12 protein-coding genes are annotated in these 18,587 nt (G+C 34.7%); 5 read left to right on the forward strand and 7 right to left on the reverse strand.

The annotated features are described in order from the left end of the window. Positions 1–32: 32 nt before the first annotated feature. Positions 33–251 carry a hypothetical protein gene (locus ACWGOQ_RS05585; RefSeq protein ID WP_452056113.1) on the forward strand — a complete coding sequence of 73 codons (219 nt, stop codon included), beginning with the start codon at positions 33–35 and terminating at the stop codon, positions 249–251. A gap of 544 nt (positions 252–795) precedes the next feature. Here ACWGOQ_RS05585 and ACWGOQ_RS05590 read toward each other — a convergent pair. Together ACWGOQ_RS05590 and ACWGOQ_RS05595 are read right to left on the reverse strand one after the other, a co-directional pair. Beyond that, positions 796–1,092: a hypothetical protein gene (locus ACWGOQ_RS05590; protein WP_452056112.1), complete on the reverse strand. Its 297-nt coding sequence runs from the start codon at positions 1,090–1,092 to the stop codon at positions 796–798. Between the two features lie 153 nt (positions 1,093–1,245). Beyond that, a complete protein-coding gene (locus ACWGOQ_RS05595) occupies positions 1,246–1,767 on the reverse strand; it encodes a hypothetical protein (protein WP_452056111.1) in 522 nt (173 codons plus the stop codon). A gap of 282 nt (positions 1,768–2,049) precedes the next feature. Between ACWGOQ_RS05595 and ACWGOQ_RS05600 the strand changes: the two genes are divergently transcribed. Further along, on the forward strand, positions 2,050–2,454 hold the full coding sequence (locus ACWGOQ_RS05600) for a hypothetical protein (protein ID WP_452056110.1): 405 nt from the start codon (positions 2,050–2,052) through the stop codon (positions 2,452–2,454). A 72-nt stretch (positions 2,455–2,526) separates the two neighbouring features. On the opposite strand, the gene ACWGOQ_RS05605 is transcribed toward ACWGOQ_RS05600, so the two are convergent. From ACWGOQ_RS05605 to ACWGOQ_RS05620, 4 genes are all read right to left on the reverse strand, one after another. Beyond that, positions 2,527–3,486: an OmpA/MotB family protein gene (locus tag ACWGOQ_RS05605; RefSeq protein WP_452056109.1), complete on the reverse strand. Its 960-nt coding sequence runs from the start codon at positions 3,484–3,486 to the stop codon at positions 2,527–2,529. Between the two features lie 119 nt (positions 3,487–3,605). Beyond that, on the reverse strand, positions 3,606–4,370 hold the full coding sequence (locus tag ACWGOQ_RS05610) for an exodeoxyribonuclease III (RefSeq protein ID WP_452056108.1): 765 nt from the start codon (positions 4,368–4,370) through the stop codon (positions 3,606–3,608). A 103-nt stretch (positions 4,371–4,473) separates the two neighbouring features. Beyond that, on the reverse strand, positions 4,474–7,647 hold the full coding sequence (locus ACWGOQ_RS05615) for a CHAT domain-containing protein (RefSeq protein ID WP_452056107.1): 3,174 nt from the start codon (positions 7,645–7,647) through the stop codon (positions 4,474–4,476). Between the two features lie 141 nt (positions 7,648–7,788). Continuing rightward, the gene (locus tag ACWGOQ_RS05620; RefSeq protein WP_452056106.1) at positions 7,789–8,214 is read right to left on the reverse strand and encodes a cytochrome c oxidase assembly factor Coa1 family protein; all 426 of its coding nucleotides are present in this window, start codon (positions 8,212–8,214) and stop codon (positions 7,789–7,791) included. Between the two features lie 323 nt (positions 8,215–8,537). On the opposite strand from ACWGOQ_RS05620, the gene ACWGOQ_RS05625 reads away from it, so the two are divergent. After that, positions 8,538–11,954, forward strand: a complete 3,417-nt coding sequence (locus ACWGOQ_RS05625; RefSeq protein WP_452056105.1) for a DUF8818 domain-containing protein — start codon at positions 8,538–8,540, stop codon at positions 11,952–11,954. A 48-nt stretch (positions 11,955–12,002) separates the two neighbouring features. Continuing rightward, positions 12,003–12,371 carry a hypothetical protein gene (locus tag ACWGOQ_RS05630; RefSeq protein WP_452056104.1) on the forward strand — a complete coding sequence of 123 codons (369 nt, stop codon included), beginning with the start codon at positions 12,003–12,005 and terminating at the stop codon, positions 12,369–12,371. On the opposite strand, the gene ACWGOQ_RS05635 is transcribed toward ACWGOQ_RS05630, so the two are convergent. Continuing rightward, positions 12,368–15,358: a GEVED domain-containing protein gene (locus ACWGOQ_RS05635; protein ID WP_452056103.1), complete on the reverse strand. Its 2,991-nt coding sequence runs from the start codon at positions 15,356–15,358 to the stop codon at positions 12,368–12,370. The genes ACWGOQ_RS05630 and ACWGOQ_RS05635 overlap by 4 nt on opposite strands. Positions 15,359–15,642: 284 nt before the next feature. Between ACWGOQ_RS05635 and ACWGOQ_RS05640 the strand changes: the two genes are divergently transcribed. Continuing rightward, positions 15,643–18,567 (forward strand): proprotein convertase P-domain-containing protein, encoded by a 2,925-nt coding sequence (locus ACWGOQ_RS05640; RefSeq protein WP_452056102.1) that lies wholly within the window; start codon positions 15,643–15,645, stop codon positions 18,565–18,567. The last annotated feature ends 20 nt before the right edge of the window (positions 18,568–18,587 follow it).

Genomic DNA, 18,587 nt, shown 5'->3' on the forward strand with positions numbered 1-18,587 from the left:
TATCTTTAGGTTTAAATTACTGAAATGAATTTATGCTAAATACTTATTATAAAGACTTTACTAAAGAAAATAAGGAATTCGTGATACGTAGAATATCTTCTAGAACTAATTTTGATGAAAAAATAGTTGAAAAAGTATTACAACGTTACAATCCGTTAATGGAAATACAGGAGAATAGAATTGTAATCAATCGTAATTCGTATCATAAGTTGGTTCGCGAAATACAAAAAGAGAAGATGCTGTCTAAATAAGTATCTCGGTGAGAAAAAAAGCTTGGCATTTGCCTATCCACTATTGAATTTATCTATTTATAACTTTTCATCTGCCGTTGAGGATTACTAAAAAAACGGATGCAGTTACCCCATTACTACATCCGTCTCACAACTAACCAACCTAAAATTTAATTCCTCACCCATCCAACCGTTATTATCCTTTAGATTGAAATAAAAGTATCGTATTTCTATGATTGATAAAATCAATAATGAGGGAAATAAGGCTTTTGTTGAGGGAAACAGTCGATTTTTTTATGCAGTAATATATACTGTTGATGTAGAGATGATGTTTTATAATCCGACTACTATTTCTAAAAAAACAAAAAGCTATTAGTCCTCTAATACTTCATAGAGGTTTCTTAGTTTGAGAAAAGACTTACTTGCTTGTTTATGCAAAACATCTAGCTTCCATTCATATTCCAAAAAAGGAAGTGTCTTGAAAACTAAAAAGCAAATACGCTAGGAGACGATTTTTTTTTCTCGATCAGTTTTATAAACAAAAAAAGCGCTTATCGCGCTACTATTATGACATTGGTAATATCTCTATTACTTTGCCATAAACATTTTTGGTCCATCCATTGATACGACCTCGATTGTTACCGATTAGTAATCCTCGTTTTACATTTTTGCCTTTGACTACATGTGTAAAACAGTTTCCTCTTACTTTACAGAAAACAATATCTCCTGCTTTGCAATCTTCCCAATTTACGGGTTTCAGTACTACAGGTTGTTTTGATTGTAAAATAGGTAACATAGAATTACCTGGTTCTTTGGAGACAATAGTCTCGCCATTCAATAGTTTTTGAATTTTCCAATTCATCATCATAGTTTTAAAAATTAATAGTTAATTCAAGAACTATGGAGTAGGGTTTTACAAAGAACGTGTACCAAAGTACATTACAAAGATATATTTTTTTTAATAATCTTTACAATACTAATAGGATAAGGAAATGAAATGATCTAGTACAGCATCTTATTGATCATCTTCTACTTCATTTACTTTTTTAGTAATGCCACATTTTCTACGTGTGATTCTTTCAGAAAGGGTGGCGGCATTTCTTGCTTGTTCCTCAGACCGACCGTCTTTAATAATCGCATCATATACTGATTTATGTTCTATAAGTCCTTTTACAATGCAAACAAAACCAGGACTGTCCTTACCTTTATAACGACTTTTTTTCTTAGGTTTGGTAACCATTTCGTTGAACAGACGTCTTTTTAAGACTCTATCCTGCTGCACCTCAACGACAAATGTATTTAACATAGCCTCCTGATCCGGATTCATATCATTCACTTTATCCAATAAATTGGCATACTCATCATTAGTAAACTCAAAATACTGATAGTAATCAAAGTAATTACTTTGACTTTCGTCATCCTCCTGTACCTCTTCGTCTTGGTACTCTTCTTCATCTTGGTATTCTTCTTCACTTTCCTGACTTACTCCTCTGCATACAGATAGTAGCACGATTACAACAATGGATAACCTCTTCATTTGCTTTATAGTTTTAAATTAATTGGGGTTTATAAACGTCTCGTAATGTTCTTTTGTTATCTGTCTCCCTTATTTTTATGCTTTTTACTATATGCATAATTAAGGATTTTAATTTTGTTTACTAAATTCATGGCACACTTTTTGGAAACTTGAAATTAAATTGGTTATTTTAAACCAAGTTTTTAAGATAACTTTAATAATAAATTTATAATTATTCCGTTTTGGAATACGTGAAATCAAATACGTAGTTTTGATACTAAATTGTTATAACACCCAAATATTATGAAAAAATTATTTCTACTTTTACTTATGGTAGGCGCAGGATTAACCACTCAAGCACAAGAAGATTGGAAGAAACTTCCTGTAATTTTTGAGCAAGTATATAGCCTTGCTACAGATCTTAATGCACAAACTGAGAAAGTAACCGCACAGGGCAGTGTAATCTCTATAGCAACTGGTAAAGGTACTATTTCTGTAGAACAGAAATTAGATCCAAAAAAAGCAAAAGAATTAAAACATTATCAATATACGCTCTTAACTTCTAGTGGAAAATCTATTTTATTAGATAAAATGAATGCTGAACGTGTTATTGAAACTTTTCAATCTAAACTTCTAAAACTTAAAGAAGAATTGAGAGTCAATCAAGATGCAGATGTTGAAAAAATTCTTGGAGATTTATTTAATTAAGAGAATCTCGAATAATAAAAAAAGCGGTCAATTTAGTTGACCGCTTTTTTTATACCTCATTATCAGCGAGTGTTATATATCATTTAACAGCTTTGTAATTTCATCTAACTTAGGTGTTAGAATTACTTCGATTCGTCGGTTTTTGGCTTTCCCTTCACTGGTTTCGTTTGATGCCACTGGCGAATGCTCTCCTCTTCCTGCAGCGGTCAGGTTTTGCGCATCTATTTGTGGATTTTCTAACAACAGGTTTACGATTGCCGTAGCTCTTTTGGTTGATAAATCCCAGTTTCCTTTTAACTGTCCATTACCCGTATAAGGCACATTATCGGTATGCCCTTCTATTAACACGGCGATATCATTATTTTCTGCCAGTACAGCGGCCAATTGCTTGACAGCTTGTCGTCCCTGCGTACCTACTGCCCAACTACCGGAGGCAAATAACAACTTATTCTCCATAGAAATATACACTTTACCATTTCTTTCTTCGACTGTTAATCCTTTACCTTCAAAATTGCGTAGCGCATTAGAAATAGCTGTTTTCAAGGCTTGCATTTTAGCATCTTTTGCCGCGATCAAACCTTCTAGTTCATTCACTCGTTTGGAGCGACTTTCTAAATCCCGTTGTAGTTTTTCCAGTCGATTTCGTTCTTCAGCCAAAGCCCTCTCTTTTTCTTCTAATTGAGACAAAAGCTCTCTGTTTCTTTTATTATTAGCATTTAATGCCGCAGCACTATTTTTACCTAAAGCGTCATATGAATTCTTCAGGTTTTCATAGTTCGCAGAAAGTGCATCGTATTTAGTCTGTAATTCATCTCTTTCTGCCCTGGTTTTTTCGTAGGCATCATTGAGTTGATCCATCGCAAGTTTATCTGCTTCACTGGTTTTTTGCAATGCTCTAAACTTGTCTTCAAGCTTCCGGTTGTCTCGTTTTAGTTTCGCATACTTTCCTTCTAGTTCTTTATGTACTTTAGAAGAAACACAGGATGTCGTAAAAGTTGCAATGAATATTATTAGTACGATTCTTTTTATCATGTTTTTCGTTTTTATATAGGTCTTAGATTATCCAAGACTAAATATATCCCACTTTACTAATATAATACTTCGACAAGCTCAGTGTGATAATCTAGCATGATAATTCTGTATATTATTTCTTATAAATTTAATTCCACCATAATCGGGCAATGATCACTGTGTTTTGCCTCTGATAAAATAACGGCTCTTTCTAGTTTATCTTGTAATGGTTGTGCTACCATGCCATAATCCAATCGCCATCCTTTGTTATTTGCTCTGGCATTGGCTCTATAACTCCACCAAGAATAATTATGGGGTTCTGAGTTAAAATGTCTAAAAGAGTCTATAAAACCGCTATCGATAAAATTACCAATCCATTCGCGCTCTACCGGCAAAAACCCGGACACATTTTTGTTACGAACGGGATCATGAATATCAATTGCCTGGTGACAGATATTGTAATCACCAAGAATTACTAAATTAGGATATACTTGTTTTAGTTCATTAATATACTTCTGAAAATCTGCCATATATTGAAGTTTATGGTCCAACCGGTCTAAATTAGTACCACTTGGCAGGTATAAGCTCATAATAGAAACTCCATCAAAATCTGCTCTAAGATTACGTCCTTCGTGATCCATATAATCGATACCGGTACCGTATTCTATATGATTGGGTGCTGTTTTGGATACAATTGCGACACCGCTATATCCTTTCTTTTGAGCACTATACCAATAGTTATAGGTGTATCCAGCATCTTTAAAAAGATCCAGTTCTAATTGTTCTTTATTCGCTTTGATTTCCTGTAAACAGATGACATCTGGATCCGCCTGTTGTAACCAATCCAAAAAACCTTTTTTTAGTGCAGCCCGAATTCCGTTTACGTTGTATGATATTATTTTCATATTTTATTTTAAAAAACAGTTGCTAAGATATTTTAAAATTACTTTTTATAGTAATCATACCTCCATAAATATGGATTCCGGCCTTCGCTGGAATGACATACCTCTAGCCCTTACTTCGATAGCCATCCACATTTGTCTTAAGAACAGAATGTCTTCTTCTATACCAAAACAAACTTACTAAGATCAATGCCAAAATACCAAATCCAATCCACCAATATAGTTGATTGCTATCTTGCAACTGAATTGCAGTCGTATCACCTAGCAAATAAAAGCCTCCCCAATAATAAGGATGATCTGTTTCTTGATTTGTAGTGGCTAGAAATTGTAATTTTGCTTGTTGCAACGCTTCTGCTTTATTCTTACCATCCTTAAGGTTGGTATAGAAATACTCCATAATTTTGGGAGTGGTATCATCAGAAACTTCCCAATTAGTTAGCAATAAACTTTTGGTTCCGGCATATTGAAATGCATTACCTAAACTCATAATCCCTTCTCCCTTGGCTATTTTACCGGTTCCTGTGTTACAGGCACTCAGTACCGTTAATTCTGCAGGGATGTCTAACGCAAACAATTCATGACTGTATAAATAATTATCTTCTAGGGTGTCTTTACTTTTGGTAAAATATAATTTTGAGTTCTCGGGTCGTTCATTATCTACATCTCCGTGTAATGCCAGATGTAAAATATTGTAAGACCCCGCGTGTTTTTTAAAATTTTGTTCGGTAGCTTCAGATCCGTAAAAATATTGTCCATCAACTATATTAGAGATGGATTTAATCTCTTCTCGAGTACCCGGTAAATCCATACTCGAACTTCTGAAAGCTTTCAGGCTTAGGTTTCGGGTTTCTGCAGTATCATCACCACTTGAAAACGAAAAAGCCAAACATTCTTGTGATTCTTTAGCATTCGATTGCTCTTGTAATTCATCTCTAAATAAAAGCGTTGCCGAATTGGCATAAGAGATGGCATAGTCTTTTAAAAGATAGGGCCAGTTCCTGGGATTATTTGATGCATCTGCTTGTGTAAACAACAAATCAAAATTAAGATGCCAAAGAGGCCCGTCTGGAACTATGATTAGCTGATTACCAGATAGCTCTTCTTTCATAGGAGCGATCAATGTTTGATATAGTCCATAAGAAGCTTGTTGATATTGCTCGTAGTCCTTGGTCATAGCAGCCCGAAATGTTTCCACCTGCTCGCCAAGTTTTGGGGTAGGAAGTTCTTTGACATTCATCTTATTTTTGGAAATGGTAAATGCATAAGTAGTGCTATCGGCTGTAAAAAACTCTAATACGGTGGTGTTCTCATCTAACCTTTCCTGAACCTCTGCTACTGTAATCACTTCGTTATTATATTTAAGTTGATGGTATTTTGGATAATTTTTTTCTAAGACCTCTGTTAATGAGTCTTGTCTTCTGGCGATATCAAAAAGTTTGCTCTCGAAGCCAGAAATTTTAGAGGAGTCGATTTCCTTTTGAGAAAGTTCTTCATTGATTTTTGATTGGTAAAAAGCTTTGTCAATTCTAAGGTCTTTTTCTAAGTCGATCAAATTGGAGGATAGGCCTGAAAAGGTTTTGGCGTTTCCCAAATTTAGTAATTCTGTTAACGTATTTGCTTTGCTTTTCTCCAAATAATGAAATGCACTTTCTAGGTTGATAAAGTTTGCTTCCTTATGTTTTGTAATCAATTGTGTTTCAATAGCATTTTTATAAATATCTTTTGTCTGAAGCGAAAAATAGTTCTTATCACTAACCATATCATAAGTAAGCCTCAAACCACCAATAAAATTATCGAAATACCCAAACATAATCTTGGATCTTTCTAAGTATTCCGGATTACCTTCCTTTTTATAAATTTCTTTGTTTACATTAGCCTTACCAGCGATGGAAGTATAAACAACACTATTGGCTGTATTCAAATTTTTAGAATCAATTAAATTTTTAAAATTAATTTCTCCCTGTTTCGGAATTATAATTCCGTAAGCTTCTAAGGCCTTATCATAATAGCTCAAAGCGTTATTATAATTACCTATCTTATCAAACCCTATAGCTATACTCACATTGGTTTCTGAAACTTGTTTACTAAACGTTCCAAAATTCTCTAAACGGGTATTTAAGGCTTTAAAATAAAACTTCAATGCTAAATCGTATTCTCCAGCTTCCATATAACTATTCCCAAAATACATATAAGAATCTCCAATAAGTGGATGATTGGAGCGAATCGATTTTTCCCTATGTATTAACCCTTTCCTATGAAAATGAATTGCTCTTTCATATTCTTTAGTCCTATCATAGACCAATCCAACATTATGATTAGCAATTGAAATTATATCATTTTCTTCAATATTCAGTTTCTCTAAAATATCCAAAGTTTTTTCGAAGTTTTCTAAAGCTTGATCAAAATCTTCATTATCCAAAAAAACCGTACCGATATTATTTAGAATTAAAGCTTTATTATATGATATATCAGAACTAAAAAAGTTTAGTGCGTAAGTATAATACTCCAGAGCCTTTTGATTTTGAAAAATTGCTGAATAGGAGTTACCTATACTTGCTAATCCATATCCAATATAAACGTGGTTATCATCCAAGACTTTTTTATGAATATCTAAAGCTTTTTTATAATAAATAATTGCGTTACTATAGTCTCCTTTGTCATATAATGATGTGCCAAGATTAAAATAAAAGTTACCTGCTTTCTTGTTTTTGCTTCCCTCTTTCGATTTCCAAATCTTTAATCCCTTCTCAAAGCTTTTTATCGCCATATCATAAATTCCATTGTCTCTATGATTTAAACCGATAGCAAAATAGCTTTCAGAAAGTTCATCATGATTATCTGGAATTAACCTTAATCTTATATCTAACGCTTTTTGATAGTAAAATAAAGATTTGTCAAATACGCTTTTTTTTCGATAGCAATTCCCTAAAATGTGATATGATGTTGCTTCTAATATGCTCTCTTGTTTTATTGTTGTTTTAAAAACTTCAAGAGTTTTTTCTGCAAACTGAATAGATTTTTCGTAATCCTGACGATTATAGAACTGTTTCGACATCCCATTATAACACCCAGCCACTCGCTCCCAAGCTTTCGCTTTTTCGTAAATAGGTAATGCTTTTTTATAATAAACAATAGCACTATCTAATTTTCTTTCAGTTAACAAAGAATCTGCTTTTTTAAAATACTGCGAGGCAACGATGGTATCGTTTACTGTTTCGGTTTGAGAAAAAGCAAAGCTGGTTGCTAACAGGAAAAAGATAATGGTTTTTAGTAGGTTCATATGGTTATGATTAAAAGTTGTTGCTAAGATATTTTAAAATTACTTTTTATAGTAATCATCCCTCCATAAATATGGATTCCGGCCAAAGTATATACTGAGGTTGGTCCAAAGGCTTGGATGACAAAAACTGATTCAAGGCAGTTACATATCCAAAACATCAATTACTTTCTTTGGTTTTTTAGTTCGGATTCTTATTGTTTGGTATTGCCAGCTATTATTATTTTTAAAAGCGACAATATCCATTTTCCCTTTTTGTTTAACACCTTTGATTCCGACGGTTATCATCGCTTTACCTTCTTCAGTATATCGTACTTCACCTTCCAAAACTTCAAAAATACTAATGGGCTGTACTTCTCCCAACAATGTAATGACCCGCTCATCATCTTGTACCATATCATAAGCAGAATTGTACACTGATGGGTCAACAACGGCTTTGGTAAAATCACCTATTGGTTTTCCTAAAATTGTCAATATGGTAATGACAAAACCGACTATGAGTATCAAAGTCCCAAAGATCCAGCCTCGATTCTTGCGCCACCAACTTTTTTTATCAATATAATCAGTCATAGATTTTTATTTAAATAATTAAAAACTCACAAAACTTAATACTACTTTTAGCGTTATTCTAAAAATATACTTTTCGAACACCTAAATTGTGCATTCGAATGCGTTGTTACTTTTTATATTTTACAACACTATGATTTATTTGCATAGTAATAGCTATGGAAATATTGATTACGGCAGTAAAGTTAAAAATGAACTAGCAGATAGGAATAATTTAGGTGTTTGAGTAGTATAATAACCTTTCCAATCAATAGTTGTTGCACAAATCATAGTAATTTAAGGGGTTTACATTACCTCAGTAAGTGAAAAACTTTAGTTTTGTATCGATGCGCATTTTTACGGTTTTAGGTTTTTTGTTCTTCTTCTGTACCAGTACAATACTTGGGCAGGATATTTCGGTCAATTTTAGAAGTAAAAAAGTCCGTGTTACTGATACCATTCGTATTGATTCGGTAAGTATCAATCCTTTTGATTTTAAATTATTTTCAAAACAAGGGGTTGCTATCGATAGTACACTGTATCAGGTAAATTTTGAAAAAGCATCCGTTACCGTATCGCCACAGATACAAACCCAAAACGACTCCATCATCATTCACTACTATCGTTATCCTGATTTTTTGACTAAAAAATATTTTGAATTTGACCCATCCATTATTGTTGAAGAAAGTGGTGATCTACAAAAGCTATATAGTCTGTCTGAAGCCAATAACAAAAAAGAGTTTACACCTTTTGACGGACTCACCACCAATGGTAGCATCTCTAGAGGAGTGACTGTAGGAAGTAATCAAAGCACTGTATTAAATTCTGAACTGGATCTGCAAATTTCTGGAAAGATAAGTGATAATGTATCCTTGCGGGCATCTATACAGGATGCAAATGTTCCGGTACAACAGAGCGGATATTCCCAAAATCTAGATGAATTTGATCAGGTTTTTATCGAGTTGTATAGTAAAAAATGGAATGTAAGAGCTGGTGATGTACAGCTACAAAACACCACAAGTTATTTTAATAGATTTACCAAAAATGTACAAGGAATCTCTATCAACGGAACCTTGCATCATCCAGCATCTAAGACCGGTTTATTTGCTTCGGGAGCTTTGGTTAGAGGTGTTTTTACCCGAAGCCAGTTTACCGGACAAGAAGGAAATCAGGGACCGTATAAATTAACAGGTCCTAATGGAGAGTTGTTTATTCTAATTGTATCTGGTAGCGAACGGGTATATGTTAACGGATTGCTTTTGGAAAGAGGTGAAAACAAGGATTATATTATTGATTATAATGCGGGAGAAGTGCGCTTTAATCCAACCTATCCGATTACTTCGGACATGAGGATATCCATAGAATATCAAACCACAGAACGTAATTACTCGAGAATTATCGTATACGGAGGTGGCGAGCACACCAGTGATAAACTAAAAATTGGCGCTTTTGTGTACTCAGAAAATGATGCAAAAAACCAACCACTGCAACAGAACCTCAGTGATCCACAAAAAGAGATCCTAGCAGATGCCGGCGATGACACAAGCCAAATGATTTCACCCTCTGCCGTTCCCGATGTATTTAGTGAAAACAAGATTCTGTATCGAAGAGATATTCTAGCTGGTCAGGAAGTTTTTGTGTTTTCGAATAATCCTGAAGACGAATTGTTTAATGTTCGTTTCTCTTTAGTAGGTGATAACCAAGGTGATTATATTATAGGAGATGTCTCTACCATTAGTCGTATTTTTGAGTATGTGGCACCTGTTAACGGAATACCACAAGGTAATTATGCGCCGATAGTTCAACTAGTAGCTCCTACTAAATTGCAGACAGCGGTAGTTCAAGGTTCTTATATCCCGAATGAAAAAACATTCGTAGGATTCGAAATTTCAGGAAGTAAAAATGATCTGAACCTTTTTTCTGACCTCGATGACAACGATAATGACGGGGTAGCAGGAAGACTACAGCTGAAGCAGCGTATTTTTTCTAGAGATAGTAGTTGGACCGTGAATGCATTTGCCAACGCAGATTATATTCAGAACGAATTTAAAAGTATTGAACGAATTTACAATGTAGAATTTAACAGAGACTGGAATCTAAACAACCCACTTGGAGATCAACTTTTTTTTACATCCGGGCTGGAACTTCTTCATCCTCAAAAAGGAGTGACACGATATTCTTTTGAACATCTTAGTTTCTCGGATAACTATGCTGGTACCCGACATCTGTTAAGCACTGAACTGCGACTTAATAAATTTGGTGTTTCTATATATTCAAGCCTGTTGAACAACAAAAATGATGTGTTAGATGCTAGATTCTTTAGACTGTATAGTGCCCTTATGTATAGCTTTCCAAAAAATTGGATTGGTAGCAAAATAGCCACAGAAGAAAATAAAGAGATAAACGTCACTGATCAGACTTTTACCTTCAATACACAGCGTTTTAAATCTTATGAAATCTATAGCGGAGTCGGTGACAGCACAAAAATTTATGCAGAAATCGGGTATAGACATCGCATCAACGACAGTGTAAGAAATAATCTTTTAGACAAAGTAAGTACCTCTAACACATATTTTTTAAAATCCAATTTACTCAATACAGCAAATACCCAGTTATCTTTATTTGTAAATTATAGAACACTAAATAATAAAGATCAAAACAGAGAAGATGAACAATCCTTAAACTCTAGATTGTTATACAATCAGAAATTTTTTAATAGCAAAATAAACTGGAATACTGTTTTTGAAACCAATAGCGGTACGTTACCTCAACAAGAGTTTACCTATTTACAAGTAGATCCGGGTCAAGGAACCTATACCTGGAATGATTATAACAATAATGGTATTCAGGAATTGGAAGAATTTGAAATTGCTCAGTTTACTGATGAAGCTGTTTATTTGAGAGTCTTGTTACCTAACCAGCTGTTTGTGAAAACACATCAAAACAGATTAAGCCAGATCGTTACATTAAATCCCATTTCATGGTCGGGATCAAAAAGTAAAACGAAAAAAATACTGTCGCATTTTTATAATCAAACCTCGTATATTGTCGACAGAAAAAATCTGCGTGATGATAATTCTTTTGACCTTAACCCCTTTAGAAAGGACGAAAATGAATTGGCACTAAATCTCAGTTTTAGAAACACCTTGTTTTTTAACCGGGGAAAACAGCGCTACACTACGTCGTATACTTTTCTATCATCAAAAAACACCAGCTTACAGGTTACTGGTATTCAGGAAAATATTATTAATAGTCATCAAGTTATATTTGCTCATAAAATGGCTAAAACTTGGCTTTTTGATCTGAAGAATGAGTTTATAGAAACCGAAAGTATTTCTGAAAATTTTAGTAATAGAAACTATTTGCTGGAAGGTTATAAAGTTGAACCAAAGCTATCATACCTGCTTTCTCCACAGACACAATTCAGTATCTTCTATCTCTTGAATGATCAAGAAAATATTTCTGGAGAAGAAGCCCTTGCACAACAAAAATTAGGAGTTTCATTTACGTATGCTAATAAGCAACAGGTATCTGTAACAGGTGAGTTTAATTATTTTAACAACGATTTTACGGGAAATGCTTTTTCGCCAGTTGGATATCAATTATTAAATGGTTTACAACCAGGTGATAATTACACTTGGTCTCTTTTAGCACAAAAAAAACTGACTAAATACCTTGATCTCAATGTGTCCTATTTAGGCAGAAAAAGTGAAACTGCTAATACAATTCATACCGGGAGTATTCAACTTAGAGCATATTTTTAATACTGGCTTTAAGACTTATTCTTATATTTATGCAACAAATCAAAAATTATGAGTGGGCTACTAAAAATTTCGTGTTTAATTATTACTTTTTGTATGTATAGCTGTAATACTACCAAAAAAGTAGAAGGTAACACGAACAACAATACTACAAACGATTCTCAATCCGTTAATTCAGAAAAAATGTTGGAAAAAGGATTTATCAAAGGAACACTAACAAGTAATAAATCTGAAGGTTGTACCTATATTCTTACTGTAGAAAAGTATAGTGATAGATTAGACCCTATAAATATTCAGGATTTTTTTAAAGGTGATATTCCGGAGAAAGTCTGGGTAAAATATAGTGATTTAAGAATGAATAGCCGATGTAGAGAAGCGAGACCTGTTTCTATAAAAGAAATTAGCAAACGTGCTGATTAATTTACCGAAAATTTAGCTGATTTCCCTGTTTTATTGCTTCCTAATCTGACAAAATAAATTCCAGTGCTCGCGTAAGACATATCTAGCAAATATGTAAATCTGCTATTGGCATCTTTTGCTACTAAATTGGAAGCTATTGTTTTTCCAGTGATTGTAAACACACTTAGTCTAAGTATAGCATCTGCATTAGCATCACTCATCGTAATCAAAAACTGATCATTTGGCTGACTAATTACAGTAAGATCAGTATTTGGATTCGTATTCTCTCCAATTTCTACAGTATAATCGTGAGTAGTCCCGAATTGCATCGATCCACACGGGTCGTTTAGATCTGCACCGTTATTGGTATTCGTATCGCCTGCTCTTACTCTAAGCAGATGAGTACCCAAAGGAGCCTCATCTCCTAATGAAAAAAGAAACGTTTGATTCACATTTTCTTCTGCTATGACTTGATTATCAATAATCAACTCTTCATCTTCAAAAATGGTATCGTCGTCATAATCTATCCATAGGGATAAGCGCTCTGCATCACCTTCTGCAAAACCTGCCTGGACTGTTAATGTGTACACCCCTATGGATCTATCCAAATTGATTACCAAATCTGTAAAATCAGTATACCCATCGCTACATTCGATATTTGGGTTTGATATATTGGCCAATTCAAAAAATGAAAGTCCATCACCAAATCGTACACAGTCTGATGTTGGAGCACACAATCGATGTTCAATCACCCTAGTAATAGCATCATTATCTGTGTCTTCATCCATTATCATTAACGTCCCAATCTCAAAAACATAACTTGCAAATTCTGATAAATCTGCTGTGGTTGCAAATGTGTATGGAGCTGACTCTCCTACCGCTATCGTTCCTGTGAAGGTCTCATTTACACGAGCTCCTCCGTCCAAAGAATAGAAAACAGGTATGTTGGATTTTGGAGATCCCCCATAATTTCTAATTGTTATTGTAATAGATTCTGTAGCAGTAAGACCGCCTCCTGAAACAGGAGACACCAAACTAATTACACCCACATCATTTGGCAATAAATTTGTAACTTTTTTGGATGTACAATCGTTCTCGGGAGTAACATCGCCCGCCAGATTAGTTTCTGATGTAATAAGTGAAGTCACTCCGCCAGTTAGATCTGCAGTTGTATTAAATGTAAATGAGGCAGTTTGTCCAGGAGCAATCGACCCTGTAAAAATTTCGTTAACAGCAGCACCTTCGTTAATAACATAACTTATAGGAATATTACTTTGTGTAGTAATTCCAAAATTCTTAATGGTAACCGTAATTATCTCTGAAGTTGTAAAGGTTGCATCATTTGGAGCATCAATACTAATTACTCCTACATCATTTGATACGTTTTCTGCAATTTTAAATACTCCTACAATATTTCTTGCATTGTTTCCCGAATTCTCAAAATACTCAGCAATATGCCAAAATGTTTGATCATCAATAGGGTCTACAGTAACTTGAGCATAATCCCCATATCGATTTCTGGTAGTTCTATCTACATCTGTACCTACTGCGATTGTCTGTTCTGTAAAAGTCATCGTCCCCAGCGGATCCTCTGCTAACCGTCCGGTATATCTTATGGAGGCAAAACTATCCTGATTTGCTCCATCACTTATAGTACCCATAGTTGTGTATCCCATCCCGATATTACCAAAAATATCCATCGCCATACTGCCGCACCAAGCACTTTTTCCACCCGGAGAAGTGTATGTTCCTTCTTGATAAACCGACCAGGGCTGATCGTCTCCATTTTGGCGAAGTTCATACCATCGAATAGCTGCAATATCATCAGAGTCTTGTCTATTATCAATATCCACAGGAAAGTTGAGTACCACAGTATTATAACTACAAAATCTTCTGTAGTTCGTTGCGTACATAACCGCTCCTTGTAACACATCAATATCCTGTCCATCTATCCCTGGTTGAGGAAGGTTTGCAAATGACCCGCCATCAAATGTAGAGTCAAAAGGGGTTATATTTCCATTACTCACTGTCAGCTCTTCAGCTTCTGCAATTGTAGATTCTTCGGGATTAATCCAATTAACATCAATGGTCCATAATTTTAATGCATCTTGGCTAACTCCTTCCCAATCATCATCTTGAAAATAAATAATCTTAGCATCTCCTTCTGGTGGAAGTATACTTCCGGTAGCATGAAAAGAAGCCGGACTATAAAAACCGCCTATTCTTGCTCCTGGTAATGGAAACCCTATCATTTGTGCGGTACTAGCTCCTGCTAGCATTTGTTCCCGATCAAGAACATATACCACCTCACTGGTCATTTGCTGTCCCTGATCTTTGTTAGCGGTTACATAATACCCATCAGACCAAATTGAAAATTTAGTATAATCCGGAAAACTACCTGTATTAAAACGATAGGTAAACCATCCATCATTTACCGGATCTGGCCCTCTGGATACAGCTACTAAAAAACCATTAGGTGTTTGGCTAAATTGCGTAACCACAAAACGATCGGCAAAATTATCATAAAATACTATGGGGTCTCCTAAAGATTCCCCTGGAAAAATATTAGTTAGCGAAGTTGAAGGCACCAAAACATTTCCATTTCTATCGTATATTGCAAATGCAGAATTTTTTGCGCTAATGTAATGATTAGGACCTATCGCTCCGGTTGGGTCTGTCGGAGAGACCGCACTTGAATTAGTTTCAAAAACCAACGAAGGGACTCTACTAATTCTGCTGTTACTTGCATTTTTTTGTTTAAACAATAAGGGATCCTGCCCTTTGGGTAATCCTTTATTTGGAACAATTTTATTCGCTCCTGTTCTCTTAGGATTTACTTCACCTTCTCGGGGTTCTTCGGAAATTAATTTTTTACCAATCAAGGGCTCAATTTCCTTCATATAACTAGAAGTCGTAACCAAAGTAGCAGTCATGGCCTTTTTATTTTGAGAAAAACCAACTGTACAGAAAAACAAAAAAGAAAAGAAAGATATCCTTTTCAATGACATACTAGAGAATTTTATAAGATGAGAATTATCTTGATTTTTGGTCTAAAATACAATTAAACTTCAAAATATGGTAAAAAGGAAACACTTAATACAGACATTTTATATAAAATGAAACCATATTTTTAATAAATTATTATGAGTAATAAATAAAAATCAGCGATTTTTGTGCGATTTGATATTTTCATAATCAAAATTTATGTAGAAACCATTTTTGTATAGTAGGGTTTAGCCCTTTCAAAATGTTTTATACGTAATGACTTTATAAATTAATCCAAAACGCTACAATGAAAAACTTCTATTTTGTACTACTTATAGGGCTTTCGATATCTATAAATAGTTATGCGCAAACCAGTAATCCAGTAAAGGCAAGAGCCCATTGGCAATCTTCATCAATGAGAGTTGTTACTCCTCTAGCTGCAAAATCTAACCTGATACCTGCAGTTGATAAAAATGAAGAAATGAAAGATGGTAGAATGTCTAAAATAAACCCAATTATAGGTAAAGGATCTACCGGAGATGATATTCTTTCAAAAAACAAAAATAAAATTGAGCAAAAAGTACCAGGTAGAACACCTGAGTTAGTTTTTGACAGTGTGACTTCAAGTTCCCAACCTACCGATCCATCAATAGGAACAGGACCAAACCACGTAATAGCTGTTTTTAATACAGGTTATCGTATTTTTGATAAAAGTGGTGTCGCATTAACTGCGGCATTATCTCCAGACAATTTGTTTTCTTCTGGCAGTTGTTGTGACCTTACCGTTTCTTATGATAATGCAGCAGATAGATGGGTTCTTTCTATTCTATATTCAAGTGATGGTCACGTAGAAGTTGCTGTTTCACAAGGACCAGATCCTATTAACGATAACTGGGCAGTATATTCGTTTGCGAATATAAATGATTATCAAAAGCTTTCTGTTTGGTCTGATGGGTATTATATGACTGCTAATGTTAACTCTGGAAGCGCTGGAACTAACGACGCGGTTTTTGTAATGGATAGAACTGCGATGTTAGCAGGAGAAGCTACCGCAGAAATTGTTGCTTTTCCTTTACCGGGTATTGCAACAGCTGGTTTCTATAGCCCTCAAGCATTTAATGTAAGTAATTCCAATTTACCTGCAGCCGGTAATGCTCCAATAGTGTATCTTCAAGATGATGCTTTTGCCGGAATTACTCAAGACCATTTAAAAATATGGACTATCAATGTTGATTTTAGTACTCCTGCTAATTCAACGATCTCTCAACCTTTAGAATTAAACACTACGGATTTTGTAAGTGTATTTGACGGAGGGTCTTTCAGCAACCTGGAGCAACCCAATGGTGGAACTTTAATAGATGCACTACAAGCAACTGTGATGAATCAAGCACAGTTTAGAAAATTTGACACCCACAACTCTGCAGTATTTACATTTACTGTAGATACAGATGGTTCTGCAGATAAACTTGCAGGTATACGTTGGTATGAATTGCGACAAGATGGAGATGGGCAACCTTGGAGTATTTTTCAAGAAGGAACCTATACTTCTCCTGATGGTAAACATGCCTGGAATGGAAGTATGATGATGGATGATGCCGGAAATATTGCTCTGGGATATACTGGAATGGGTGGAACTACTGACACATTCGTAAGTTCGTACTATTCTGGAAGGTTTCAAAATGATGATCTGAATACTTTGTCCATTTCAGAAACGTTGATAGCTGCAGGGAATGCTAATATTCCTGGCACGAGATATGGAGATTACGGTAAAATGGATATTGATCCTTTTAATGATCGTAAATTCTGGTTTATCACCGAATATATGAATACAAGCAGAGCAAACGTAGTTGGTGTGTTTCAAATCGCTCCTGACAAATCGGATGATATTGGTATTGTAAACATTGATTTACCTACTTCAGGAGTATACACTGTAAATGAAGACATTACTGTTACTATTTTTAATTTTGGAGCGAATGCGGCAACAAATTTTAACGTTTCGTATCAAATAGATAGCGGTGCTATCTTAACGGAAACTTTTACAGGCACAATTGCTTCTTCTTCAAGTGCAGATTTTACATTTTCCCAAACTGCGGATCTTTCTGGAGAAAATCAAATATATAGTATTGTTGCTACCACCTTGCTAGCTGGAGATGAAAGTACAACAAACGATAGTAAAACTATTAACATAAACAGTTTATTTAGAAACGACGTTGGAGTAACTGCTATCACATCCCCTTCAAGTGGAGAAGGATTAGGCTCTGAAGCTATTACTGTAAGTATCGAAAATTACGGTGGAGAAGCTAAGTCTAGTTTTGATGTATCTTATACTATTAATGGCGATAGTCCTATTATTGAAACAATTACATCAACATTAGGTCCTGGTGCTACAATGTCTTACACATTTACAACAGTTGCTGATCTTTCCACAATAGGTAGTTATGAAATTGTTGCAAGAACTCTTTTAAATAATGACGCTGTTTCTGCCAATGATAACACTTCCAAAACTGTCGATAACTTATCCTGTCAGTCAGATACGAATACAACACCTCAAACTATTCCTATAACACTTACTGAGATTACCTCGGTAATTAATTTCGCGGAAAATGTAACTATCGACGATGTAAATGTTACCGTTAATATTGATCATACAGGTGTTGGTGACCTTACAATTTTACTTACTGCTCCAGATGGAACTACTACGGTTGAATTGACATCCGATAACGGAGATTTTGACGATAACTTTACGAGTACTGTGTTTGATGATGAAGCAGAAACCTCAATTGTTGATGGTACTGCTCCTTATATAGGTGCATTTAGACCGGAAGGTAATTTATCTGATTTCGATGGTTTAACTACCGCTGGGGATTGGACATTGACTGTTCAGGATAATTCATTTGGAAACGGTGGTCAGTTATTAGATTGGAGTCTTCAGTTTTGTGAAAACACTGCTCCGTTAGGAATTGGAGAAAATTTTGATGAAGTTGCAGAGTTACTTATTTTAGATAGAGGTGATAGCCAATTTGATATTAGCCTAATTACTACCGAAATTACAGAAACATTGACATTAAACGTTTATAACCTCTTAGGACAAAAACTATTGGATTATAAATTACGGAACATAGAAGGTCGTTATAATTATAATTTGGATATGTCATATGCACCAAAAGGTATATATATTATTTCAATTAATAATGGTTCCAGATCTTCAACAGGAAAAATTATCAAGAGATAATATCCTAACATTCTTATAAA

Source organism: Aquimarina ulvae (assembly GCF_053613295.3).